This window comes from Bartonella grahamii subsp. shimonis (assembly GCF_036327415.1).
Taxonomy (GTDB): domain Bacteria; phylum Pseudomonadota; class Alphaproteobacteria; order Rhizobiales; family Rhizobiaceae; genus Bartonella; species Bartonella shimonis.
In genome coordinates this window covers 738,366-764,374 of record NZ_CP123961.1, presented here as the reverse complement: position 1 = coordinate 764,374, position 26,009 = coordinate 738,366, and the positions used below count along the sequence as shown (strand labels likewise).

Here is a 26,009-nt window from a genome sequence, read left to right as displayed (position 1 = left end):
GACAACCCATCCTCTATTTAAAGAGAGAAAAACTTTTCTTTTTTATTCAGCGATAAAGTGAATATTATCCAATCACTTATGAGAGTAATTCGATCAAGTGGAAACTGTAATTCTTTCTACTCTGAGTAATCCTATACCCGTTTATATATGTTTAGGAAAGCGCGCTGTTATGAATATTCATAAAAATGCTTCAAAAATTGATATCAGCAAAACTTCTTTTATAAAAGGGAAAAGATGTTCTCTTACTTGCTATTAAAGAAACTATTCAGATTTGTCTTGATGCTGCTGAAGAGCTTCAAAAAACATGAAGTTACCCAACGCTTACAAGTATGCCAACAATTCGACCTTTAGATAATATATCTGTGCTAGAGTTATGCCAATCTAACCAATCTGTTGTTGTCTGTGAAGAGCATAGTATCAATGGAGAAGCTTGGAGATGCAATTGTTAAATTGCTTATGGAACAAAACATTCTATGCCAATTTGTATCATTAGGAATATCAGATGACCCCATCTGTAATAAAAACAAACTGGATGTTTAACAAATTATGAAATCAATCGAGAAAGCATAAATAGTGTTAGCAATGACATGCTATACAAAAAATATTCAACTGTTTCCTAACATGCCTGTCAGTTCAAAAACATCATAAATCATTGAGGATGCAAGAAAATAAGAAAGAAAAACACATTAATTCACGCAGTCTCGCTCTCAGTAAACGAGCTTTTTTAAAGATAGTATGGTTTTTTCATTGCTTAAAAACGTACTCCATAAAAAACAACATCATATCCATATAATATATTATTCAATAAACTTAATATAAATAATATATAGATTATAGAAATATTACTTATTATGATTAGTTTTTATTATAATTATATATTGTAATAAATACGTATTGACATTTTTAATGATTTTATTTATATGTCATAATTAATATTATTCCATATTAAAATAAAACTAAATGAAGTTTATAAATTTATATTTTATGCTAATGTGGGAAATGTGTAATTAACATATTGTATTTTAATTTTTATACATTGGAGGTTAAAATGCTCACAGCATTATTTATATTATTTTTTCTATATCAACAGTTGTTTTACCTTTAATATCAGCGCTTGTTCCTTTTTATCCATAGAATGAGCTTTTAAAAGTAAATAAAAGATGTATACAATGTTATTAGTGTTTTTTGTATTTATTATTAAGATTTTTTCTTTAATATTATTGTAGTTATTGAGTATTTTCTGTGATTTTATAGAGGAGCTTTTTGATATTTTCTATTTAACTTTAATTGTCAATATATTTGTAAAATATATAATTATGCTCCTCTATAAAAAGACTTTCTTCTTCTAAAAGCAGTATAACATATTGCTTTCATTACTTAAAAACATCTATATTTACTAAACTTTTTCGTGTAATATCTTTAATTGTCTGAGTACCGGTCAGTGTCATAGCTACCCGCATTTCATTGGCAAAAAGATCAAGGAGGTGCATAACACCTTTCTTACCTGCTGCTGCAAGCGCATAAACAAAAGCACGGCCAATCATAACAGCATCCGCACCTTGTGCTATCATGCGTACAACATCAAGACCAGAACGAACACCTGAGTCCACTAAAATAGTCAAATGATCCTTTACAGCATCCACAATTGCAGGCAACGCTCGTGTTGTTGATAATACACCATCAAGCTGACGTCCGCCGTGATTAGAAACAACAATACCATCCGCACCAAATTTTACTGCTTCTCGTGCATCTTCTGGATCAAGAATACCTTTCAAAATCATTTTTCCTTTCCAAAAATTGCGAATCCATTGTAGATCATGCCAACCAATTGATGGATCAAAATTTGTTCCAAGCCAACCAACGTAATCATCCAACGCAATTTTCTTTTTGAGATAAGTGGAGACATTTCCAAGATCATGGGGACGCCCCATAACACCAACGTTCCAAGCCCAATATGGATGAGTAAAAGCTTGTAAAAAACGACGTAATCCAGCATAAGGACCAGACATCCCTGAATGCGCATCACGATAACGTGCACCAGGAACTGACATATCAACTGTAAACACCAACGTGCGTACACCAGCTAACCAAGCCCGTTCTAGTACATCACGCATGAAACCGCGATCTTTGAGAACATAAAGTTGAAACCAAAATGCACCTCCAACCGCTTCTTGAACTTCCGCAATGGGACAAACTGAAACAGAGGATAAAGTAAAAGGAATCCCTTTTGCCGCTGCGGCACGCGCTGCTTTTACCTCTCCACGACGTGCATACATGCCCGTTAGCCCAACAGGTGCAAGTACAATCGGTAAATCAAGTGTCTGATCAAAAAGCTTGATTGAAAGATCAACTTCACCAACTTGCCTTAGAATCCTTTGACGCAGTGCAAGTGCTTGAAGATCTGTACAATTATGTCGCATCGTTTCTTCAGCATAAGCCCCACCATCAATATAATGAAAAAGAAAGGGAGGAAGACGACGCTTTGCTGCCTTACGATAATCAAGTGTTGAAGAAATAATCATTGATGGCACCATTGTTCCTAAATGAAAAGAGAAGACATCCTAAAACGCATAAAGGCAAATCCGTGTACTACCTATTCTATATTCTCCCAAAACGCTCTATTGAATAGATAGAAGCAACAGAGATTGCAATTTTCTAAAAAAACTAATTGATAAAAACAATGTCTTTATTTTTCTTGTCCAAATTTAAAATCTCACAGTATGGGGTATCATTCATAACGTATTTACTCATATATTGTTCATGTGCAATTGAAATATTATACTCTCTTTAAATGAATACCTCTTTGAAAGCGATTGCTCCGCAGCTTAATTAGTTATGATTTAAAGTCTTTTCTCCCTCCAAAGGTCCTTACAGTATCGGTTATAAGAATATAGAGCCTATAGTCATTAAGTATAAACCATAATCTTCCCCAAAAGATGAAAAAATCCTTTATTAATACTGGAAATAAAGCTGTCGCATACATCCAGAAATCTTCTTATATCAATATTCAAAACTGAGACCTGTTACTTATTCATGAAAGTTTATAAAAATATACAGTGCCTAATTCACATAAAGCATAAAAAACTTTTAATGTTCATACTAATAGAAGCTCTCCATATTTAATTGAATAATTTTCAAGCAATATTATATCTTGAGGCTATAAATGAGTTACTAAAATTAGAACAATGTTTATTGAAAAAATTGTTACTAAACTGTAGTGCAAAACTTATTTATTGGCCCTTAAGGATAATTTTTATACGAAATAAAATATACTGGTCATTTGAGCCCTAGAAAAATGGAGTCAATAAGCAGCATCTAATCTCGCATATTTACTTTGAAAAGCGAATACACTACTGTTATATTGAATTTTAGTACCTTATTGATTTATTATAATAATAAATATGAATAACATAGTGAATATAGTAAAATTCTTTCATGATGAAATAATCAAAACTATTCTTTTGCACATTATAAACGGAGTTCGTAGAGATACAACCTCTTGAAAAAATAAGTAAAAATGCCTCTCATATCTTCTCAAATGCAAGGGATGCAATAACTTTGGAAACTAAAAATAGAATGAATGGCGCTGGTTTTGCGAAGAAAAAAATTTTCTTTTATCCAAAATACACTTTCTGTATACATGTTATCAAAATTCGTAGTTTCCAACTCATTTAAAATGCTTGGACAACTTTAACCCCTGTGCTTGATAATGTGATCCAACATCATGCCCATAAAGGGTTGAAGGCCGATTCAGCATATGCTCATAGACCAAACGGCCAATCATTTGACCATGCTCTAAGATAAAAGGAACTTCATGGCTCCGCACTTCTAAAACCGCTCTTGCCCCTTTTCCACCCGCCTCCTTATGCCCAAATCCTGGATCAAAAAAGCCTGCATAATGCACCCTAAACTCACCCACTAAAGGATCAAAAGGAGTCATTTCTGCGGCATAAAGTGGAGGCACATGAACAGACTCTCGTGAAACTAAAATGTAAAATTCATCAGGATCAAGAACCAACTCCCTTTGACCACGATCAAAAAGAGGTTCCCAAAAATCTAAAACGTGGGCAACAGCACGTTTATCAATATCAATAACACTTGTATGATGTTTACCACGATAACCTATAAGCCCGTTTTCGTCTCCCTTTAAATTAATGGAAAGACCAATACCACCAACGCTAATATTAGGAAGATTCTCCGATATCAGTATTTCTTGCTTTTGCAAAGTGTGCAACTCAATTTCATTTAAATAACTTTGCCCTTTTCTAAACCGAAGCTGTGATAAATGTGAGCCTTTATGCACCAAAATTGGAAATGTACGTGGACTAATTTCCAAATAAAGTGGACCATGATAACCAGCACAAATTTTATCAAACTCCTGAGCATTATCCGTAATGACACGTGTAAAAATATCTAATCTGCCTGTTGAACTTTTGGGATTGGCAACAGCAGATAAAAACTCTGGTAAAGCCAAACTTTCCAAAAGAGGAACAATATAAACACACCCCGTTTCCAAAACGGCCCCGTCTCGTAAATCAAACTCATGCAACTTTAACCGTTCAAGCTTATCCAAAACTTTTGTATCAGGTCCCGGCATAAAAGAAGCACGTATACGATAAGCTTTCTCCCCTAAACGAAGATCAAGGCTTGCTGGTTGTATTTGAGATCTATCAAACGGATATTGAGCCTTGAGAAAATTATTCTCAATCAAAGCTTGTATATCACTATCTGCTAAAATACCGCTTATACGCGTCATATATTGCCTTCCCTTTTCTCATTGTTTCTTTTTTGACCTAGATGATAAATTGGTGCAAGCTATTTTAAGGTAATAAAAACTATTTTTTCTGTTTTTTCCAACCGATTTGTTAACATAAAATAAAATACTTCGAATGGTGAGGAACTCTTTTCTTCTTTTTAAAATAAAATAGGAGGTATTGTAAAAATAATGCCTTCCATACTCTCTTATTCTTGAATGTCGCGCAAATAATGTTATCATAATTTTCTATAAAAAGCCTTAAGATTCCTGTTAGAATTTATTATGATTATACGCCATCTTAGCGAAAATATTATTAATCAAATCGCCGCTGGTGAAGTTATTGAACGACCTGCAAATGTTGTCAAAGAACTTGTTGAAAACGCTATTGATGCTGGTGCAACACGCATCGAAATTATTATAGCAAATGGTGGAAAAAATTTTATAAAGGTGAGTGATAATGGTTATGGAATTCCTGCAGATCAATTAACTTTAGCAATTTCTCGCCATTGTACCTCAAAGATTACCGATGACGTACACAATATCTGCTTCCTTGGGTTTAGAGGAGAAGCCCTCCCCTCTATTGGTTCTGTTGCTAAACTTAAACTCATTTCACGAACAAAAAGTGCTGAGAACGCTGCTGAAATTTCCGTTACTGCAGGAAAAATTGTAGGACCCAAACCAGCTGCTGCAAATCTTGGAACAATTGTTGAAGTTCGTGATCTTTTCTTTGTCACACCGGCACGATTAAAATTTATGAAAACTGATCGAGCTGAAACAAATGCTATTAGCGATATGATTAAGCGAATTGCTATCGCATTTCCACATATCCGCTTTTCTCTTTCAGGACTCGACAGAACATCTATGGAACTACCTGCTACAGAAAATAATATTCAAGGACAATTACAACGTATTACGCAAATTATGGGAAAAGAATTCGCGCCTAATAGCATCGCACTGAATGCTGAACGCGAAGCAGTACGCTTAACGGGTTTTGCCTGTTTGCCATCTTTCAACCGAAATAACAGCCTTCATCAATTTGCTTATGTTAATGGGCGTCCCGTGCGTGATAAATTTCTATGGGGAGCTATCCGAGGCGCTTATGCTGATGTCATAACACGAGATCGTTATCCTGTCGCTATTCTTTTTATTGATCTCCCACCTGCTGAGGTAGATGTTAATGTACATCCAGCTAAAGCTGATGTGCGATTCCGTGATCCAGGGTTAATTCGTAGTTTGATCGTTGGAGCTATTCGTGAAGCATTGCAGCAATCTGGTATTCGCCCTACTTCAACCCGTTCTGAAGCAACGCTAGCTGCATTTCAAATACAACAACCATTAGGTAATTTTAAGAACACGCACCAGTCCTCTTCTTATAGCCCACAGCCTCATCATTTTGCCGCCGCTTCAATGATTCACAAACCGTTGGATATTACCAGCTCTTTTGGTTTAAAAGAAGATGCTACTCCTATTATGGAGGGCTTAAATATACCAAGTGGGGATGCATACATTCCAAGCACGACACCTTCATCAGAAGAGTTATCTTACCCATTAGGAGCAGCTAAAGCACAAATCCATAAAAACTATATTATCGCCCAAACTCAAGATAGTTTGATCATTGTCGATCAGCATGCAGCTCACGAACGATTGGTTTATGAAGCACTCAAAAATGCACTTTATTCCAAACCGCTTCCTTCACAGTTATTACTTATTCCTGAAATTGTAGAACTCTCTGAAGAGGATGCAACATGCCTTTTAACGCACAAAGCTGCTTTGCAAAAATTTGGATTAGGAATAGAGCCATTTGGACCCGGAGCAATCGTTGTGCGTGAAACACCTTCCATGTTAGGAGAGATCAATGTACAAGCCCTTATTAAAGATCTCGCAGATGAGGCCGCTGAGTATGATACAACAAACAATTTAAAAGCGATGCTTGATTATGTTGCAGCAACTATGGCTTGTCACGGTTCAATACGGTCAGGGCGCCTTTTACGCCCCGAAGAAATGAACACACTATTACGACAAATAGAGGCAACACCTAATACAAGTACATGTAATCATGGACGCCCTACTTATATTGAACTCAAATTGGCAGATATAGAACGGCTTTTTGGCAGAAAATAAACTCTTAATCATTTTGACAAGAAAAATATTTTTTAATTTACTCTCGACTTTATAATATATCTTATGGCACTTTTCTTGAATCTCTTGTATTAGTAAAAGGAATTACAATGTTTTCCGACCGTCAACGCGAAGCAAAAATTCATTATTCTAATAATGGATATGATATTATAGAATATGGGACCTACACCATTTGTGCTGTTAGCGGACAAAAAATTCCTATAGATGATTTAAAATATTGGAATCATCTCCGCCAAGAAGCATATGCCAGTTGTGAAATCTCCTATCAGCGCGAACTTGAATGCAACCCATATCTCAAGCAATTGTTAAAAACAAAAGAAAAATAAACCCTCAAAAGCTATAAATTTAGCCTTTGCCGTTTTTTAGAAAAGAAAATTCAAGGGAACGTTTTCTAAAGCGGGTCATGACCTCCTCAAGGACCATACGACAGAAATCTTTTTGAACAAAATCGACATTCACATCAAAGACAATAAGATTTTTCAAATCTTTTTGCGTGTGAATTGTCTGTATACGGATATAATCTTTAGCTGTTGTTGCTAGCCATAAATTGTGCATTTTAGCCTTTTGTATAAGGCTTTTTAAATTTTTATCTGTGAAAAAATAGTGGTCTGGGTACACGTAAGTTTGTACCACATAACCAGACAATTCTTTAATAGATTTAAAAAATTTATCTGGATTGCCAATACCGGCAAATGCCAAAAATGATTTTCCTGAAACCTCATCAGAGGCACTTGCCTTAAGATGAGCACGATATAAAGGCTTTCCGGTACGAGAAACAAGAAAAGCAACATTATCAGACAAATCGGAGTGACCAATCAATAAAACACTATCCATAAAAGAAAACTGCGTTTTTAATGGTACGCGCAAAGGTCCTGCTGGAAAGACAGCTCCATTACCAAAACCGCGCATCGCATCAACAACGAGTAACGTATAATCCATATAAAGACGGCGACTTTGAAATCCGTCATCCATTAAAATAAGATTACATCCCTCTTTTTTCAGCCGTTGTGCCGCTGCATAACGATTAGGTGATACAGCTACAAAAGTATGCCGTGCAAGTAAAAGTGCCTCATCTCCAACATTGTGTGGAGTATCATTTTTCTCATTTACAAGATGTACCCCTTTAACTGATCCACCATAACCACGTGATACAATACCAGGTACGAAACCAAGTTCTTTAGCCACTTTGGTAAAAGCAATAACAACTGGCGTTTTACCCGCACCGCCACATGTAAAATTTCCAATACACAAAACTGGCAGATCAATCATAGGAGGCTGTCTTGCCATAAAACGACTTGAAAAATAACCATACCCCCATGAAACTGGAGCTAATACAAAACGCAAAAAGCTTTTATTTTTCCACCAAAAATGGGGGGCGCTAATATGCATATCTACCCTGACGCTGACGTAAACCTGTTTGTATTACAAGGGGTTGTAAAAATGGATCTAAAATCTTTAATGTGCGCTCAAGTGCACCTGCCATACCTGTTGCCACTTCATAAGCCTTATCAACCATTTCTTGTCGCAATGTTTCATTTGTTAAAAGCTTATACACCTGAATAGCAAGCTGTTTTGTATCTTGAACCATATATGCTGCATCATGCGTTAAAAATTGTTCGAACATCTCTTGAAAATTTGAAACATGGGGCCCTGTCAAAATAGCGGAACCAAGCAAAGCCAATTCCAATGGATTGTGTCCACCATTTCCACATAACGACTTACCAACGAAAGAAACTTTCGATAAGCGAAGAAAAAGTCCCATTTCTCCAATTGTATCTCCCCATAAAATATCAGTATTCATGTTTGGAACAGCATCTCTACTCCTACGAATAAAACGTAAGCCCTTATTGTCACATTTTCTGATAAGATCTTCTGAACGTTCAGGATGACGAGGCACAATAATTGTTAATAAATCTGGCAAATAATTTTTAACAATCTTATGGACCTCAAAAGCTATCTCCTCTTCCCCTTCATGCGTTGACACAGCTGCCCAAACTGGGCGATTGCCGATAGCATTACGATAACGTGCAAGCAATGCTTGATTTTCAACCAAAAAAACATCAGCCTTAAGATTACCAGAAAACGTAACAGATTTTACGCCAAGTGTATGGTAATAAGCTACATCTCTTTCGTTTTGACCAATCGCCAAATCAATATCCTTAAAAATATGTTTGGCAAAAACGCGTCGTTTTTGCCAAGCTTTAAAAGAACGTTCAGACATATGGGCATTAACCAAAATCTGCGGAATACGCATTTTTGCAAGTTCTTTAATACGAAGAGGCCAAATTTCTGATTCACAAATCAAGACGAGATCAGGCTTCCAATGACGAATAAAACGGCGCACTGCAAAATCTAAATCCAAAGGAGCATATTGATGAATCAACCTATTACCAAAATGTTTTTTAACAAGAGTAGAAGACGTCACAGTCCCAGTTGTAATTAACACATTGATTTTCAATGATAAAATATAACTTATAAGTGGAAGAAGTGCAAGTGTTTCCCCAACACTTGCTGCATGTAACCAAACTAACGAACCTTGGGGGCGTACATGAGAACTTTTACCTAAACGCTCTTTTTTGCGACACCACTCTTCTTTTCCACGAATAGCACGAAAGAACAAATAAAAAGGAATAACAGGCCATAAGCAAAAACCAATCATCCGATAGCTTAAAAGAGCCGTATGTGCCTTTAATTCTACCATTTAAAATCACCTCATCCAGCTATTTTAAGATATCTATATGCTTATTTTGTTAAAAAATTCATCAACACTATTGGTTCCATCCATATTTTTTTAATATCACCCATTTCTTGAATAAAAAACGCTTAACCACTAAGAAAATTTAATACATAAAGGACAAAAAACGCAATTTTATCGCCATATTTTTTAAATTTTCCTATAGAAATAGCATATACACATTATTAAAATCTCTTTTAATGAAATTTTGTCACTTATATCGATTTTATCACTTCATTCTGCGCCCTATAAAAAATCTTACTCAAAAATAACAAGACTATATTTCAGCCGATTATAATTTTGGAAATATAAATGATAAATACCATACAACCTATGACATAGGTTGTATCAATTTTTTTCAGCTCACTGAATAAATACTTCTTATGGTTTTAGTGAGACTTTGAATTTTGCACGTTGGTATTTTAGAGAAAAAACTTATTTTTACATATGTTAGGTATTGTCAATTTTTCAAAACATAATCCATATAGACATTACAATCTATATAAATACAACAACTAAAATATGTTTAATAGGAAGTTCAATCTCTATGACTTCATTTCAATAAAATGAATATGTAAAACTAATCTTTAAAAAACTTTTGAACGGTATGGAATTCTCATTTTAAATTGTGATATAATCTCTTAAAGGTAATCCAGAAAAATCTAATCTTTTTTAAGAGAGAGTTTTTAAAAGTCTTAAAGCAATTTAAATAAGAGTGTTCAAAATTTTAAATTCTCTCTTTTCAGAAGATCGCATGGTATATTATTCCTTTTAAGATTGTATATAATCAACACAAAATGATTAACTTATAGATTGTAATTTTAAAGGAGTGCTCAAGAAACCCTTATGAGGTAAGTTAACTTCATAAATCTATTCAGTTTCTCTAAGTTTCTAATTTTGGTAAGTTTCTAACGATTTTCATAGTTTCTAAGCTTACAGTAATAACCTGTTGAAAAAATCCCAATAGATACGTGGGGAGTGCTAATAATCTTAACAGAGTAGTAATTGGTATCATTAATAACGCTACCCTTTTTACTAATCTTAACGCATTAATGTCTTATACCCCATTCAAGCGCAGAATGACTATTCACAATATAATCATAAACTTCAAGTGAATAATAATATTGCTGTTGTAAATAGGTTGATAGGACTGTCTTGCATTTTTATTAAGCGTAAAGATGGCGGTACAATAATGGATTTTATACCTTGCACGAGCACCATTATGAAATGGGCTTGAGTGCCTTGAGAGATGTTTCCTTAAGAAAACATATGAATTTTAAACAATAAGCATATTCTTATTCTTTTTTACGGCGTTCTATTTTACCCAAAGAACGTACCTATGAAAAAGACGACTAAACAAAAGCGTGCAGCAATCTACTGGCTATAATAACCAAATATTCAAGCTTTATTCTGCATCGCCTAACTCAGCATCAAGAAACTGATGTAAATCTACAATGTAATAACGTTGCAATGCATTATCTACACTGCTTTGTGCTTTTGCCTGCCATGCTTCTTGAGCGGATTGATAATCTGAAAAAATACCAACCACATCTAAATCATCAGGATTCTTAAATTTATTACTGTTAAGATTTTTTAATTCCCCACCAAATACAAGATGTAAATATTGTTTTTTTTCGTTGGTTTCAGCCATATGTGCCTCCATATCATTTAGATTATTTTAGCGCGCTTTTACGTGATTAAACTAACTTTGTTTGACGAACAACATCTATCATATCTTGACAGCAATTATTTTTACCAGCAATTAAAAGTCCATATTGGTAAGGTTCAATTCCATAAGATAGTAAAGGGGAATCAAGCGATAAAAAACACCCTCCACACTCCTGCAAAATAAGATCAGCAGCGGCAATATCCCATTCATGACAATTCGGACGAACTAATACGATATCAATTTCATCTTGAGCAACAAGAACAATACGATAAGCAAGAGAAGGAAGATAATGGTAAAGACTGACTCGATTGAGAAAATCATCTGGTAATTTTTGTGCGAACGATTTATCAAGCGAAATTTTATATTTTCGATGAACCTGAAAGGCTAAACGAGGAAGTTTTATCCCATTTAATGTAGCCCCTCCACCCGTTACCGCTGCATAAACATCTCCTTGAGCCGGACATTGTAAAACGCCTACAATAGGGCGCCCATCCTCAATAATGGCAACCGAAATACACCAATAAGGACTGCCAGAAAGAAAACCTCGCGTTCCATCAATAGGATCAATCACAAAGAAGCGTTCATAACCTTGTTGTTTTCGATTATCTTTTGTTTCTTCTGAAATCCATCCATAATTTGGACGCGCTCCAAGAAGCTTCTCTTTCAAAAAATGATCAACAGCAAAATCTGCCTCACTGACCGGTGAGTTACCCTCTTTAATCCAAACATCTAACGTGCATCCAAAATACTGCATTGCTAAATCTCCTGCCTCTCGACAAACGTCACGCAAAAGATTTAAATCAGAAGAATGATGCGTGTTATTTTCCTGCAAGTGTCATCCCTTCAATTAACAATGTTGGAGCCGTTGTACCATAACGCCGATCAATATCATTGGCAGGTGTTAAATGTGCTAACATATGAAGCAAATCAGAACCTAGCGTTACTTCACTCACCGGATAAGCAATTTCACCATTTTCAATCCAAAAACCAGAAGCCCCACGACTATACTGACCGGTAATAAAATCAATGCCATGGCCGAATAATTCTGTCACATAAAATCCGCTTCGTAAATCTTTTATCATATCGCAAGGCGATACTAAACCCGGTTCAATAGCAAAATTTGTACTTGTCGGCTGCACCAATGATGCCGAACGCATACCGCGTCCATTTGTTTTAAGTCCCAATTCACGTGCTGTAGATGATGAAAGAAGCCAATTTTTTAAAATACCATTTTCAATAATATTGAGTGTTTGCCCCTCTACCCCTTCTCCATCAAAAGGATGAGAAGCATTTCCACGTAATCGCAAAGGTTGATCGGTTACGTTAACATCAGGCTTCATAACTGCCTTGCCCAGTAAATTCTGTAAAAGACTTGTTTTACGAGCCACAGAAGCTCCATTAACCATAGATGCGATATGCCCTGCAATTCCGCGAGCCGTACGCGGATTAAAAATAACATCAACGCCTCCTGTCGCTGCACGAATTGCCCCCAAACGTCGAACAGCACCAAGCCCTGCATTTTTTCCTACAGTTTCTGCATCCTCTAAATCAGAAAAGTGTAAGGCTGTTGTATAATCATAATCCCGCTCCATCTGTGTCCCTTCCCCCGCAAGAGCACTACAAGAACGTGAAAAGCCAGTGGAGCGATAGGCTCCACAAAAACCATCGCTGGTCACAAGAATAAACCCACTACGGCCATAAGCTGTTGCAGCGCCACCAGAATTGCTTACACCTTTAACATCAAGAGCTGCAGCCTCCGTTTTTAAAGCATCTTCTGTTAAAAAATGACTGCTGGGTACAAAATCATCAAAAAGATCAAGATCTTTAGGATACTTAACCAAACATTCTTTATCTGCTAAACCTTCAAATAAACTATCGGGAGAAGCTTTAGCCATCGCAACAGCACGTTCCGCAAGTTCTTGCGGATAAGACGCTAAATTAGCAGAAACACTTGCTACTTTTTTTCCAACAAAAACCCTTAGAGTAAAATCATTGCTCTCTGCTGCTTCTGTTGATTCGACTTTCCCAAAACGAACAGATACACTGGTGGAATGTGCATGAATAAGAACAGCATCAGCAGCATCCGCCCCAGAACGCCTTGCTGCTTCAACCAGCGAAGCAGCTGTCTCAATCTGGTTTTTGTCAGTCATCATAGACTCCCTAAAATATTTTATTATTTACATTGATAAGCACTCTGACAAATTTATACAAATCAGAATATAACTCTTGTGTGTTCATTCATAAAATTACGCACATTTCGTGCATTTTTTTCTTTTAATGCATCGAATAATTCCCTTTTTAGCTTCTTTATGAAAAGGCGTAATATGTCGTAAAATTTCTTTAGTTTCAAGATTTCTCATTGCCCCTTATCATTTTAGATAACCCAATCTGTACTGACAATCAAATTAACTGAAAATTTGGCAATCAACAAAAGACCTAGCAATAACACTTGAATTTAAGTCAAAACCCACAAAAATTCGAAAAGCATAAAACGACTTAAGTCACAAGCCTTATGTCCTCTGGATAGTTAAATAACTTCCTTCATTCCTATAGCATTCTTTAATTTTCAAGCAAGAATCAAGAAAATGGCTTATATTTGTATATACTTCTTCACTTCTATAAACTCTCTCCTAATAAGATGGCAATCTTGTAAACAAAAAAACATAAACGGAATAAAAAATTTTTCCTTTCATTATGGTTTCAACAAAATGAGCAGTCATAAACTTCTTTACCCTCATGGACGTGATATTACAAAGAACTCATTTTTTATATTTAAAATAAGTTATAATCATAACATTCTCTCTCGTTTCTAATGCGTCTAATCAAGAGCATCTCATCTTTTTTCGTGCGTCATCCTTAATTAGTTATGTTGTTATTAAACAGGCATAATTTAACCGACTCCTTTTTCCTGAACCGAAATAAGATACTGGAAGAGTTTGATTTAAGAACTATACTCTTTCCCTTTCACTAAAAAATAAAGAAGCGTAATATTGTCATAAAACGATAATTAATAAAACTTTTATATGAAATTCAACGTTGTATCCATTTTTCAATTGCAATCTGCAATAAGCGTATTTTTCCAATTAATTTTGGCAAGTTTATTGCTCATAATTGTTTTAACAGATACAAAAATATTTGCAGAAACTGGGATATCTTTACGCATTTTAAAAAATTGCTTTTTTAAACATTTAAACCAAATATACACAATAATACGAAATTAATTTTACGGGAATTAAGAGTGTGCTTATTTTATCTTTATCCTTTAGAACCTTTTAAAGCTGTACTCTCTAGAAAGTCATCATCTTTTAATCAAAAAATACTTTAATTTATAATTATAATTGATCGTTTTGTAATTTGCATAGAAGAATCAAATATCATTAAATTTTTTCCATTTTAAACTTATTTATGTTGAAGAAATCACAACTATTCGCTCTCACATCATGAATAGAGGTAATGTAAAACTATTTAAGAAGAAATCAAAATGGCTCTTATGAATGTTCTCAAATCAAAAACTATCGCAACATTAGAAACTAGCAAATACCATGACAATATAGACCTGCAGATTCACAAGAGCAGAAATAAGCTTCTAGAACTTTCTTTATTTTCAGTAAAAATACGCACCTTATAAGCTTTTATATATTGAATAAAATTCAATGACTTTTATAAGATCTTTGGTGAAAAATTAATTTTCTCAGATGATTTGTCTCGATTTCAACGACTAACTAAAAAACAGATCATAGCTCATCGATTTGTTATATACTTATAACCGATTTCATTCTAAAAAGGCTACGCTTTCTGTATCTTTGAAAGGTATTAACTTCTTTATAAATGCACATCCTTAAGAAATGATTTTGTTTTCAGTAAGAGCACGTCTGCTCATTTCAATCATTGCATCGCGAAGGTGTGACTTAATTTTTGACCCAATAATGACCCCAAATAAGGGAGCAAGTAAGCCAGACATCGTTACAGTATGGCGAATTTTGTTATCTGAAGAACCCGATTTTTTTGAACAAATATATTCATGATTGAAACTCATGCGTGTAAGAGGAAGTTTAGCATAATCAGAAAAACAAACGTTTTTAATAACTTTGTCAATTGTAAAGATTACTTTTGGTCCTTTTCTAGGTTTCATACGTCCTATAGCGCCTTCTTTGAAAGGACCAGAAAGTTCTACCCACTCAAGTTCACTATCCCAGCAAGGCCATGATGCCACATCTTCCCATATAGTCCAAATTTGCTCAGCACTCGCTTCTGTGTTAATTTCTTCGCTATATATCCAATTAAACATGATAATCTCCCCTGTTTTAGAAATCATTTAGCTTTATTGCCAAAGAATAATATAAAATTACCCTTAAAGATGCACAACGATAACATACTTAATACTTTCAGATTTACTTAGTGTATAATGATTAACTCAACAAGCAATATTAATAAAATAAATACACAAATGTTCAGTATAAATGAACACTATTGTCTCCCTTAATAAAAAATATCTTTTTAAGTTCATGCAATAAAAAAGATAAAAGCTGCGTACTATTTAGGATATAAATGCAGACTACATAGTTTAAAGCTTTCCGCTTCTAATGAAATGTTGATGATTAATGTGTGCCGAAAGAAATTAGACAAATAGGTATCATAATTGTTGTCGTGAAATATATATTCCTATTGAGAAGGAACATTCATCGGTAGTAAAGCTAAATTAGATCCGATAGCATTACACCTCAAAGCATTTTTTGCTAGACAGAAGAACAGACGGTTTCTTTATATTAAAAAGCGTATATCGTAAAAGATTCACTCTTGGAGCTATAAAAAAGCTTCAAAAAATGAGAGATTGAGACAAAAAACATAATGAAATAAAAATTCATCAATGCCTTTAACATTAGAATCTTTTATTTACTTTCTGCTTAACCTTTTAAAAACCATATAAAATGAAGAAAACTGTAAAGAAGCATTTTTATCCTACCGGATAAAAACAAGAACTTTCTCAAGATGTAAGCGATCGTAATTTGTAAAGACGTATTGCTGTCTCACCATAAAAACGCTCATCATCTAGATAAAAGGCGTCAGGTAAATGAATCATTGTATCTTTCTTTTCTTCAAGTATGAAGAGTGTATCAGCTTTTGCCCACCCCCCTCGCAAAGCTTCTACGAAAGCACGTTCACCTAAACAACGGCTATAGGGAGGATCAGCGCAGATAACATCAAATGGAAGCATTGTACCAATATTGCCAAGTTTGGTCGCATCACGACGTAAAATCCGTCCTATCGACTGCAATTCAAAGGCTTCTATATTTTTTTGAAGCACCCCACGCCCCTCAACCGAGTTTTCAACAAAAACAGCCGCCTTTGCTCCACGTGAAAGTGCTTCAATGCCTAAAGCACCAGTACCAGCAAACAGATCAAGGATGCGTTTATTGGTCCAAAATTGTTCTTCACGGCTAGAAAGAATATTAAAAAGGCTTTCACGTGTACGATCACTCGTTGGGCGAATCGACTGATTAACAGGCGAAAACAAAACACGTCCAGCAAATTTACCGCCTATGATCCGCACGTAGACCTCCAAATCGCTTCGAAGTTTTTGCACCATCCCTATGTGATTTAGATTTTTTCATAGCACCACCAAACGATTTTACCTTTTTCTTTTTCTCGAAAGAATGCTCATCATGACCACCTTTTATCATTTTCTCTTTATCCTTTAAAAAGCGATCTTTCTTACCAAAGGGATGCGTCTCGTCATAAGATGTTTTGCCGCGTTTTTGAACAAAACTTTCCTTCTTCTCTTTGTGTGTCGGACTTTCTTTTAGTTTTTCCTTGCCTCGATGAAAGAATTTTCTACCATCCAAATTGCTCCTATGATCATGGGGTTTCTCCTCACTATAGGAAGGCTTTCTACGTGAACTCTGCGGACGTGCACCAGGAGCCATCCAAACATTAGCACGGCGAGAACGCGGTAGAAAACGCTCTGCTTTTCCTTCCTCACTTTTCTCCTTCTTTACATTCTCATGAGACTTTGTACTTAATTGCGCACGACTATGTTCAACATAACCATCTTTTGGTCGGCGCCGTATCGCCCTTTCACTTGAGAAAACCCAACCATCATTTACAACAGAAAGATCTTTCTGGCTTTGTTTTTCTGCAACAACTGCAGAATTTGAAAAGGGTTTCAGAATAGGAGCATCAAAATCTGCATTGGCTTGCATAATCAAACGCTCCCCCAACTGATCACGTAACATCCGCCCTTTTAACTCTTGCACGGTTCCTTCTTTTAAATCAGAAAGATGAAATGGACCATAAGATACACGTATTAATCGATTAACTGATAATCCCAATGCACCTAAAACATTCTTTATTTCACGATTTTTTCCTTCACGCAAAGCAACAGAAAGCCATATATTAGTCCCTTTTTCACGTTCAATTGATGCTTCAATCGAACCATAAAAAATACCATTAATAGCAATACCATTTTTAAGGTTATCCAGAGCACTCTGCTTTACTCTTCCATGAGCGCGGACACGATATTTGCGGACCCATCCTGTTACAGGAAGCTCTAATACACGCGCTAAGCCTCCATCATTGGTTAAAAGCAAAAGCCCTTCCGTGTTAATGTCAAGCCTTCCAACAGAAAGAACACGCGGCATTCCTTTTGGTAAATTACTAAATACTGTAGGTCTGCCTTCAGGATCACGGTTCGTTGTGACAAGGCCTGCTGGCTTATGGTAAAGCCATAAACGCGTTCGTTCTATAGGAGGTAAAGGTTTGCCATCAACTTTAATAACATCAGAGCGGCTAACATTAAAAGCAGGCGTTGTCACGACTGTACCATTCACAGAAACACGACCTGCAACAATCATCATTTCTGCATCTCGACGCGAAGCAACACCAGCACGCGCTAACCTTTTAGCAATTCGTTCACTCTCATTATTTTCATTCATTTGCGTTTCAAACCAATCTTTGCCAGTATGTTCAGAAAATTATTCACATGCACCATACCGCTTATCCTGAAAAAGGAAGTAGCATAATCATTTATCATTTTCTATCCTTTAACGACAGTAATGTATCTGTTAACTTGCAAGTTTGTTTTAAACACTTAAAAAAATAGAGGTATTCCTTTCATTATAGAAGCGTAATAAATTATTCATTTCATCGCATTCCTTATCGAGATAACCTTTAGATTTTCTATGCCTTCAGTAGGAAGAATATTATGACTTTGACACCCATGGAAATAGCCCTTTTAGAAGCGCAATGGGCTGCAAAAAAAGATGAAGTTCCCGTAGGTGCTGTCATTACACGTGGAAAAGCTATCATTGCACGCGCTGGTAACTTTACAAAATCTGCATATGACCCTACAGGACACGCAGAAATGCGCGCAATCCGTATGGCTTGCGAAACATTGCAAAGCGAAAGGCTTCCTGATTGCGATCTTTATGTAACACTTGAGCCTTGTGCTATGTGTGCTGCTGCCATTTCATTTGCACGCATACGACGTCTCTATTATGCAACAAATGATTCCAAAGGGGGGGCTATAGAAAATGGTCCACGTTTTTATCAGCAACCAACCTGTCATCACAAACCTGAGATTTATTCTGGTTTTAAAGAAAAAGAAGCTGCTCAATTACTTAAAGATTTTTTTGTACAAAAGCGATACTAAAAACAATTCTTCTTCCATAACTTTCACTCTTTAAAAACTATCCTATTTCTCAAAAAAGACTATTAATTCCTCTGATATATATAGCAAAAGCTATTTCAAAGCATTTTTTCTCTCTTTTAATGCTGCATATTACTTCTATTAGATGATACCTTCATTCATAAGAATAATTCATTATTTTGTATATAAAATATAAAGTCCCAAATATCGTAGATATACTCTCATTTCAAATTACACTGAATCAATAAAAATCACTTTCTTGCACATCATAAGCGGGATTATCGTCTGGATAAAGAACGTTTTAGAAAAGACTAAAAATGCCCCTTATGAAGGCTCTCAGATGCAAGAATTGTCGCAACATTGGAGTCTGGAAAATAAAATGATGGTATCAGCTTTCTCCTTCCTAAGCATAAAGATGGTGGGACACTATAGATTTTACGTTATACTATCCACATGAGCAATGTTGTAAAATGAGCTTGAGAAATGTTTCTTGTTAGGAAACGCATAAGGACTCTCTCGATGCTGTTGTCACATTGCTATTTCATGAGGATAACACCCCTCTTGCAGCAGCATTATAACTGTGCGTGAATGAGAGCTTGGTATCATAAGTAATTGGAAGGATAATTTACTTTAAATATTTCGTCTCTTCCCTATCGACCAATAGGTGCGGTTTTTGCCGGTTGGCGATAACTTAAAGGTGGTTCAGTGAGATAGCGACGGTATTTTGAACTTCCAACTTGTGCTCTCTGACGACGTAAATACTCCTGTCGTTGCTTCGCATTCAACTGTGAAGGGTTTTCTGAACCAGCGCTATTGACTGATGACCCTTTGTGAGGAAAAGGAGTCTTTCCTTGATGCTTCTTCGATGCTGCTATTTCATTGACAGATCTATCTTGTTGTGGCATCGGTAAAAATCTGCGCGAACTAGGGCTTGGTATTATAAGTTTTGGATGAGGTTTCATAACAATCTGGCTGCTGTTATTTGTTGGTGTTAATGAAGTAATATTAGCAAGATCTTCAAAAAACTGTATCGAAACTGGTTTATTGGTACCATAGGTAGGAGCGGATAGATTGCATCCCGTTAAAACAAAGCACACCCCTAAAATTCCTATTGGAAATATTTTTATTTCACGTTTTCTCACTGCCTATTCCATTTCCTAGGTGTATGGCTGATTAATATTCCCGTTATTTATGAGAGAACGGTCCATACACAAATCTCCCCCCTGCAGATAAAACAACGGAATTTTTTTCGTACCACAAAAAACTATATTCATCAATATGAGAAATTTACTTGCATTTCTTTCCTTTGATCTAAAATTTTAAATCTTACCAAGAATCTGCAATTCCCGCAAAGCAGCTGCATCACGAGCAGAAACATCCGGATAAGCTGGATCACTCCCAACATCTTGTGTATAACGCCATGATCGAGCACATTTTTTTCCTAATGCTTTCTCTGGATATACACCAACATCTTCAACATCATTCAAAGTAAAAGCATCGGAAGGTATTGTATTCTGCGTAATTGTGAGTGCACTGGTAATACAGATCTCCGCCATATCCACATTTTCTAATGCTTCTCGTAAAGCTGGATTGGGAATAAAAACAACAGGAGCGGCTTCTAACGAGGATCCAATACGCTTATCAACGCGTTCAAGCTCTAAAGCACCTGTAACAACTTTACGGACCTGCCGAATTTTTTTCCAACGCTCAGACAAAGATTGGTTTTGCCACTCTTTTGGTACAAAGCGAAATTGTTCCAAATGCACCGATTGGCTTTCTGGATAACGCTCTAACCAAGCTTCTTCCATAGTAAAAGGCAACATTGGAGCAAGCCATGTTACCATACGCTCAAAAATCTCACGGACAACATGCAAGGAAGCCTTACGTTTTTTTGATGAAGGCGCATCACAATAAAGAGAATCCTTGCGGATATCAAAATAAAATGCCGATAACTCAATGATTGAAAAATCCAATAATGCACGCATAATCTTTTTAAAATCAAATTCATCATAAGCGCGATTAATCAACTGATTAAGTTCAAAAAGCCTATGCAATATAAATTTTTCAAGATCTGGCAGTGCGCCATAAGATATTTCTTCTCCATCATCATGTGCTAAAGTTCCAAGCATCCAGCGAATTGCATTGCGTAGTTTACGATATGAATCCACATTTGTTTGAAGGATTTTCTTGCCTAAACGCTGATCTTCCCAATAATCAGTTGTCATAACCCAGAGACGAAAAATATCAGCTCCAGATGTTTTAATGATCTCTTGTGGAACAACTGTATTGCCTAAAGATTTAGACATTTTCTTACCATTCTCATCCAAAGTAAAACCGTGTGTGATCACCGCCTTATAGGGAGAGCAAGCACGCGTACCACAGCTTTCCAAAAGAGAAGATTGGAACCATCCGCGATGTTGATCTGAACCTTCAAAATAAACATCAGCAGGCCATTTCAAATCAGCCCGATCTTCTAACACAAAGCTATGGCTTGCTCCAGAATCAAACCAAACATCCAAAATATCATAAACCTGTACCCAAGGCTCATGGGCACGCTCACCTAAAAAACGTTCACGTGCTCCTTCAGCAAACCATGCATCTGCCCCTTCTGCTTCAAAAGCTTGTAAAATACGCTCGTTAACACCTTCATCTTTCAGAATAACACCATCCTCATTGGCAAAAATACAAATAGGAACACCCCAAGAACGCTGACGAGAAAGAACCCAATCAGGACGATCTTCTATCATAGAAGCTAGGCGGTTTTGCCCAGAGGATGGCACAAAACGCGTTTTTGAAACAGCTTCCAAAGCCCGACTACGTAAAGTTGAACCATCCCCAAAATCTTTATCCATTGAAATAAACCATTGCGGTGTATTGCGAAAAATAACGGGTTTTTTTGAACGCCAACTATGGGGATAGGAATGCTTTAAACGCCCCCGTGCAAACAATCGATCTGCTTTGATTAAAGCATTAATGACCTCTTTATTGGCATCACCCATTTTTCCATTATCATCAATAATACGTGCAGGCCCCCCTTCACGATCTGGCCCCAAACCCGGAACATCTTTCGTATAGAACCCCGCATCATCAACAGGAAACGGTATAGATGAATCAATCCCCGCTTTCTCCAGTAAGGACTTATAATCATTCCAAATTTCAAAGTCCTCACGCCCATGGCTTGGTGCTGTATGAACAAAACCTGTACCAGCACTCTCTGTTACGTGCGAACCATCAAGCAATGGAATTTTAAAGTTATACCCCCCAGCCAAACCTTTGAGTGGATGAGAAAGAACAAGAGCCTTCAATTCTTCAGCAGAAATAACACGCAAACGCTTCAAAACAAGTTTGGCTTTTTCTGCACAACTCATAGCTAAAGCGTCTGCAAAGAGAAGTTTTTCCCCAGCTTGAGGACCAAAATCATTTTCAGCACTTTCAACTTCGTAAACACCATAAGAAATCTGCGAAGAATAACTCACTGCACGGTTAGCTGGAATTGTCCACGGTGTTGTTGTCCAAATGACGACATAAGCACCATATAAATCATCAGAATTTGCTTCAAAAACAGGAAATTTAACCCAAATCACCTCTGATTCATGATCATGATATTCAATCTCAGCCTCTGCCAAAGCCGTACGCTCCACAACAGACCACATCACCGGCTTGGAACCACGATAAATCTGATCTGACATAGCAAATTTTATCAATTCACTGGCAATGCGTGCTTCTGCATGAAATGCCATTGTAGCATAAGGCGTGTTAAAATCTCCCACGACACCAAGGCGTTTAAATTCTTCACTTTGAACGGTTACCCAATGCTGTGCAAATTCACGGCATTCTTTGCGAAACTCGTTAAGAGGTACTTCATCCTTATTTTTTCCTTGTGCTCGATATTTTTCTTCAATTTTCCATTCAATTGGAAGCCCATGGCAATCCCAACCAGGTACATAGTTTGCATTGAAACCGCGCATTTGGAATGAACGGACAACCACATCCTTTAGAACTTTGTTTAAAGCATGCCCGATATGAATATGACCATTGGCATAAGGTGGACCATCATGAAGAATATAAAATGGACGATCTTTTGCTTGTTGGCGCAATTGCGCATAAAGCCCCATATTTTCCCAACGCGCCATCAATTCAAGCTCTTTTTGCGGAAGCCCTGCACGCATAGGAAAATTTGTCTGTGGGAGATAAAGAGTTTTTGAATAATCTATTGTTTCATTTTTCACAGCCATTGTGAAATATCCCTGTCCACTTTTACGATTTCATTTTTGCATAACTTCCCTGAACCCTGCAACTCTGGTTTTTATCTATAGGGAAAGCCGAGCTTATTATTCGTATTAAGCAGCGATCAGGAAAATATATCATCACACTCTATGGGCTTTATCATGAAATTCACAAGAAAAGAAACCAAAAAGTGATCTTTAAAAAAATAAAGGCTCCACTGTCAGTGGAGCCTCTTAGAAATTTACTCTTTAAAAAATTAGAATTTATAAGCTACACCAACACGGAAATCATTGGTTTTGTAGCTAATTTCAAGTTTTTCCTTTGCAAATTTCTTTTTACCAAAATCAGAGTAACGATATTCTGCACGTACAATCACATTATCCAGAAGCGAGAAATCAACGCCACCACCAAGTGTGTAACCAATCATGGTTTTTGTTTCATCAGCTAAGTTCTTAGAAGAAACGACGCTTCCATCCTCATCCTTAACGGATATTGATATAGTGTCATGGAACTGCCCATAAGCAATACCACCAGCAAGATAAGGCATAAAGCGATCAACAGCAAAACCAATACGTACCCGTGTAGCACCACTCCAATTTTGTTTGAAAGTATGACTTAAAGTTTCAACTTCATCCTCTTGATCAAGACCAAGTTCAGAAGCCATCCTTTTCATTTGTTCTATACCATATACACTGGAATCGCCCTTATCCGCCGCTTGTGTACTCTGTGCTCCATGAGGACGGGAAGCATGTGAATGAGCACCAGAGCCATGCCCACCTGAGTGAGATGCACTATGATGAGCTCCGCTTGTTCCATTAGATGATCCTGATCTCGCAAGTACAAGTCTCCCTCCGCTCGGTACTGTTCTGTCTGCTGCTGATGGTTGTGATGTTGATGCGGTTGCTGCTGATTTTACAGACGCATCAGCTCCATTTGTCCCTCCCCCTGATGACTGATCTCCTTCATCTGATCTTCCCAATACGAGCGATGCTGACTGCCCTGCTGCTCCTGCACCTGCGCTGGAGGATGCTGGTTTAGGTGAAGCTGGATTTGATCCATTTCCCCCTACTACTACTGCTGGTAGCCTTGCATCTGATCTTGCCAATGATACCGATGATGATTGCACTGATCTTCCCTCTGTCCCTGAGGGGGTTGATGATACTGCCGACCCTGCAGACGGTAGCGCTGATCCTCCTGGTGTTTTTGCCCCCCCCGTCACTGTTGTTCTTGCTGTTGTATTAACATTGCCAGAACTTCTAGCTGTTGCGGATTGACTTGATTGCCTTGCTCCTGCATTTGATTGTTGAGCTGGCCTTTCTTGTCCAGTTTGTGCTTGATTGGATCGCGTTGTAACAGTTTCTGCTGACGCAGAAGCTACTGCTGTAGTTCCTCCACCTGTTCCTGTTGCTGCTTGTGCGGCTCGTGCTTGTGTTCCTGTTGCTTGGTTTGTAGACGCTTGTGGGTTTGCGGATCTGCGAGATCTTACGACTGCATTTTCTACTGTAGTGTTATCAACCGCACCTATGGGAATGGTCTTTGTGTGTTTTTTTCCAGATATCATTAAATCCGTATCGACACCAAAAATAAAGTTATCACCGAGGTCAATATTAGAACCTGCATAAAAACCACCTACAAAACCTGAAAGTTTAGGAGAGAACTCTTTATCTAGTGGAAAACTCTTTTTTTGATCAACAAGAGCCAGATCAGCTTTGCTCGAAAAACCACCAGCTTGGACACCTAAATAAAGACCTGTCCATGAAAAAGTAGGCGCGACAATGGTAGAAGAAGTCGATGATGCTGGCTGATGGGGAATCATAACATCAGCAGCTAATGCTGTAGACGCTGAAATTAAAGAAAAAATAGATGCCGTTATTAAACGTTTTGTATTCATAAAATATCTCCAAATATCCAAAATGAAATGTATATAGGGTATCTTCTTTGAAAGATCTGTAGCAAAAATGACACACTCACAAAAAAATAAAGAATTTTTGAAAATAAAACTTCTTAAACTTTTAATTTTGCATTCAATGAGAATTTGTAAACTAAATTACACTAAAATTATGTGTCTTAAAGTTGGATTCATTTTCATTAAATTTTCGCATAACTAACTGTTAATGATAATATTCTTTATAAATTTCTTTTTACCGAAATCTGAATAACAGTATTCTGCATGCAATAAGCTATCATCTGTTATTGCAAAATCAGTGCCAGCGCAAACAGTGAAATCAAATATTGCCTTTTTTAAAACCAAGCGCCTTTAAAGTTTCATCTATTTACCAGTATGATCTACTTTTGGTGCTTTAGCACTAGTATTTTGTATCTAAAATTCAGAAAAACAAAGGACTTATTCAAACATTCGCAAAAAAACTTTTAGATTCTTTGCATAAACATCTTCATCTAGTAATATCACTTTGATTTATAAGGATAACTTATTGTTTTCATGTTGAATGAAAAAACTAAGACTGTAGGATTCTATCATTTAAAATCTGTTCCAGATTGTATTAATCAAAACCATGTCTCTCGATAGCGAAAACAGTCTGTGGATAAAAAACATTAAAAGAATTTTCAATGCCTCTTATGAACGCTTTTAACAGCCAAAGTCTGTCTACAACATTGGTAGCTGGCAAAGTGTATGGTGGTGCTAGCTTGCTCTTTTTATTAAGCGTGTAAAGATAGTGGTGCCCTATAAATTTTATATTATTTCATTGGGAGGTTATACCGTCTTATATCACTCACGGATACTGACATGAAGTGGGCTTGATGTACTTTGAAAAATATTTCTTTAAAAACAAATGTGTAATACGCAATAAAAAGTGTATTCTGTTTAGGGTGTTCTGTT

Annotated in this window: 16 protein-coding genes; 3 read left to right on the top strand and 13 right to left on the bottom strand. The window is 36.5% G+C overall.

Annotated elements, in window-relative coordinates; translation table 11 throughout:
* Window positions 1-1,373 precede the first annotated feature (1,373 nt).
* Entirely contained in the window at window positions 1,374-2,522 is a 1,149-nt protein-coding gene (gene lldD / locus QHG57_RS03310) for an FMN-dependent L-lactate dehydrogenase LldD (RefSeq protein WP_330168697.1), read from the bottom strand.
* Between the two features lie 1,145 nt (window positions 2,523-3,667).
* Window positions 3,668-4,756, bottom strand: coding sequence for a 2'-deoxycytidine 5'-triphosphate deaminase (locus QHG57_RS03305; protein WP_330168696.1), 1,089 nt, complete (start codon window positions 4,754-4,756; stop codon window positions 3,668-3,670).
* 282 nt (window positions 4,757-5,038) lie between these two features.
* On the opposite strand from QHG57_RS03305, the gene mutL reads away from it, so the two are divergent.
* Both mutL and QHG57_RS03295 read left to right on the top strand, forming a co-directional pair.
* The gene (mutL, locus tag QHG57_RS03300; protein ID WP_330169454.1) at window positions 5,039-6,877 is read left to right on the top strand and encodes a DNA mismatch repair endonuclease MutL; all 1,839 of its coding nucleotides are present in this window, start codon (window positions 5,039-5,041) and stop codon (window positions 6,875-6,877) included.
* A 107-nt stretch (window positions 6,878-6,984) separates the two neighbouring features.
* Window positions 6,985-7,221 (top strand): DUF2093 domain-containing protein, encoded by a 237-nt coding sequence (locus QHG57_RS03295; RefSeq protein WP_330168694.1) that lies wholly within the window; start codon window positions 6,985-6,987, stop codon window positions 7,219-7,221.
* 19 nt (window positions 7,222-7,240) lie between these two features.
* Here QHG57_RS03295 and lpxK read toward each other — a convergent pair whose 3' ends face one another.
* The 8 genes from lpxK to QHG57_RS03255 all read right to left on the bottom strand — a co-directional run bounded on the left by lpxK (window position 7,241) and on the right by QHG57_RS03255 (window position 18,230).
* The gene (gene lpxK / locus QHG57_RS03290; protein ID WP_330168693.1) at window positions 7,241-8,284 is read right to left on the bottom strand and encodes a tetraacyldisaccharide 4'-kinase; all 1,044 of its coding nucleotides are present in this window, start codon (window positions 8,282-8,284) and stop codon (window positions 7,241-7,243) included.
* The gene (waaA, locus tag QHG57_RS03285; protein WP_330168692.1) at window positions 8,274-9,596 is read right to left on the bottom strand and encodes a lipid IV(A) 3-deoxy-D-manno-octulosonic acid transferase; all 1,323 of its coding nucleotides are present in this window, start codon (window positions 9,594-9,596) and stop codon (window positions 8,274-8,276) included. The genes lpxK and waaA overlap by 11 nt, the downstream gene beginning before the upstream one ends.
* A 1,438-nt stretch (window positions 9,597-11,034) precedes the next feature.
* Window positions 11,035-11,280 (bottom strand): DUF4170 domain-containing protein, encoded by a 246-nt coding sequence (locus QHG57_RS03280; RefSeq protein ID WP_330168691.1) that lies wholly within the window; start codon window positions 11,278-11,280, stop codon window positions 11,035-11,037.
* A 46-nt stretch (window positions 11,281-11,326) separates the two neighbouring features.
* Complete coding sequence (locus QHG57_RS03275) at window positions 11,327-12,130, bottom strand: 3'(2'),5'-bisphosphate nucleotidase CysQ (protein ID WP_330169453.1); 804 nt, start codon at window positions 12,128-12,130, stop codon at window positions 11,327-11,329.
* The gene (locus QHG57_RS03270) at window positions 12,117-13,448 is read right to left on the bottom strand and encodes a TldD/PmbA family protein (RefSeq protein ID WP_330169452.1); all 1,332 of its coding nucleotides are present in this window, start codon (window positions 13,446-13,448) and stop codon (window positions 12,117-12,119) included. Before QHG57_RS03270 ends, QHG57_RS03275 begins: the two co-directional genes overlap by 14 nt.
* Before the next feature lie 1,688 nt (window positions 13,449-15,136).
* A complete protein-coding gene (locus QHG57_RS03265) occupies window positions 15,137-15,586 on the bottom strand; it encodes an SRPBCC family protein (RefSeq protein ID WP_330168688.1) in 450 nt (149 codons plus the stop codon).
* Window positions 15,587-16,282: 696 nt separating this feature from the next.
* A complete protein-coding gene (gene rsmD / locus QHG57_RS03260; RefSeq protein WP_330168687.1) occupies window positions 16,283-16,849 on the bottom strand; it encodes a 16S rRNA (guanine(966)-N(2))-methyltransferase RsmD in 567 nt (188 codons plus the stop codon).
* Window positions 16,830-18,230, bottom strand: coding sequence for a pseudouridine synthase (locus QHG57_RS03255; protein WP_330169451.1), 1,401 nt, complete (start codon window positions 18,228-18,230; stop codon window positions 16,830-16,832). Before QHG57_RS03255 ends, rsmD begins: the two co-directional genes overlap by 20 nt.
* A gap of 269 nt (window positions 18,231-18,499) precedes the next feature.
* Here QHG57_RS03255 and QHG57_RS03250 point away from each other — a divergent pair, with 269 nt between their 5' ends.
* Window positions 18,500-18,946 (top strand): nucleoside deaminase, encoded by a 447-nt coding sequence (locus tag QHG57_RS03250; RefSeq protein WP_330168685.1) that lies wholly within the window; start codon window positions 18,500-18,502, stop codon window positions 18,944-18,946.
* 647 nt (window positions 18,947-19,593) lie between these two features.
* On the opposite strand, the gene QHG57_RS03245 is transcribed toward QHG57_RS03250, so the two are convergent.
* From QHG57_RS03245 to QHG57_RS03235, 3 genes are all read right to left on the bottom strand, one after another.
* The gene (locus QHG57_RS03245) at window positions 19,594-20,085 is read right to left on the bottom strand and encodes a hypothetical protein (protein ID WP_330168684.1); all 492 of its coding nucleotides are present in this window, start codon (window positions 20,083-20,085) and stop codon (window positions 19,594-19,596) included.
* 177 nt (window positions 20,086-20,262) lie between these two features.
* Window positions 20,263-23,178: an isoleucine--tRNA ligase gene (gene ileS / locus QHG57_RS03240; RefSeq protein ID WP_330168683.1), complete on the bottom strand. Its 2,916-nt coding sequence runs from the start codon at window positions 23,176-23,178 to the stop codon at window positions 20,263-20,265.
* Between the two features lie 248 nt (window positions 23,179-23,426).
* Window positions 23,427-25,061: an outer membrane protein gene (locus QHG57_RS03235; RefSeq protein WP_330169450.1), complete on the bottom strand. Its 1,635-nt coding sequence runs from the start codon at window positions 25,059-25,061 to the stop codon at window positions 23,427-23,429.
* Window positions 25,062-26,009 lie beyond the last annotated feature (948 nt).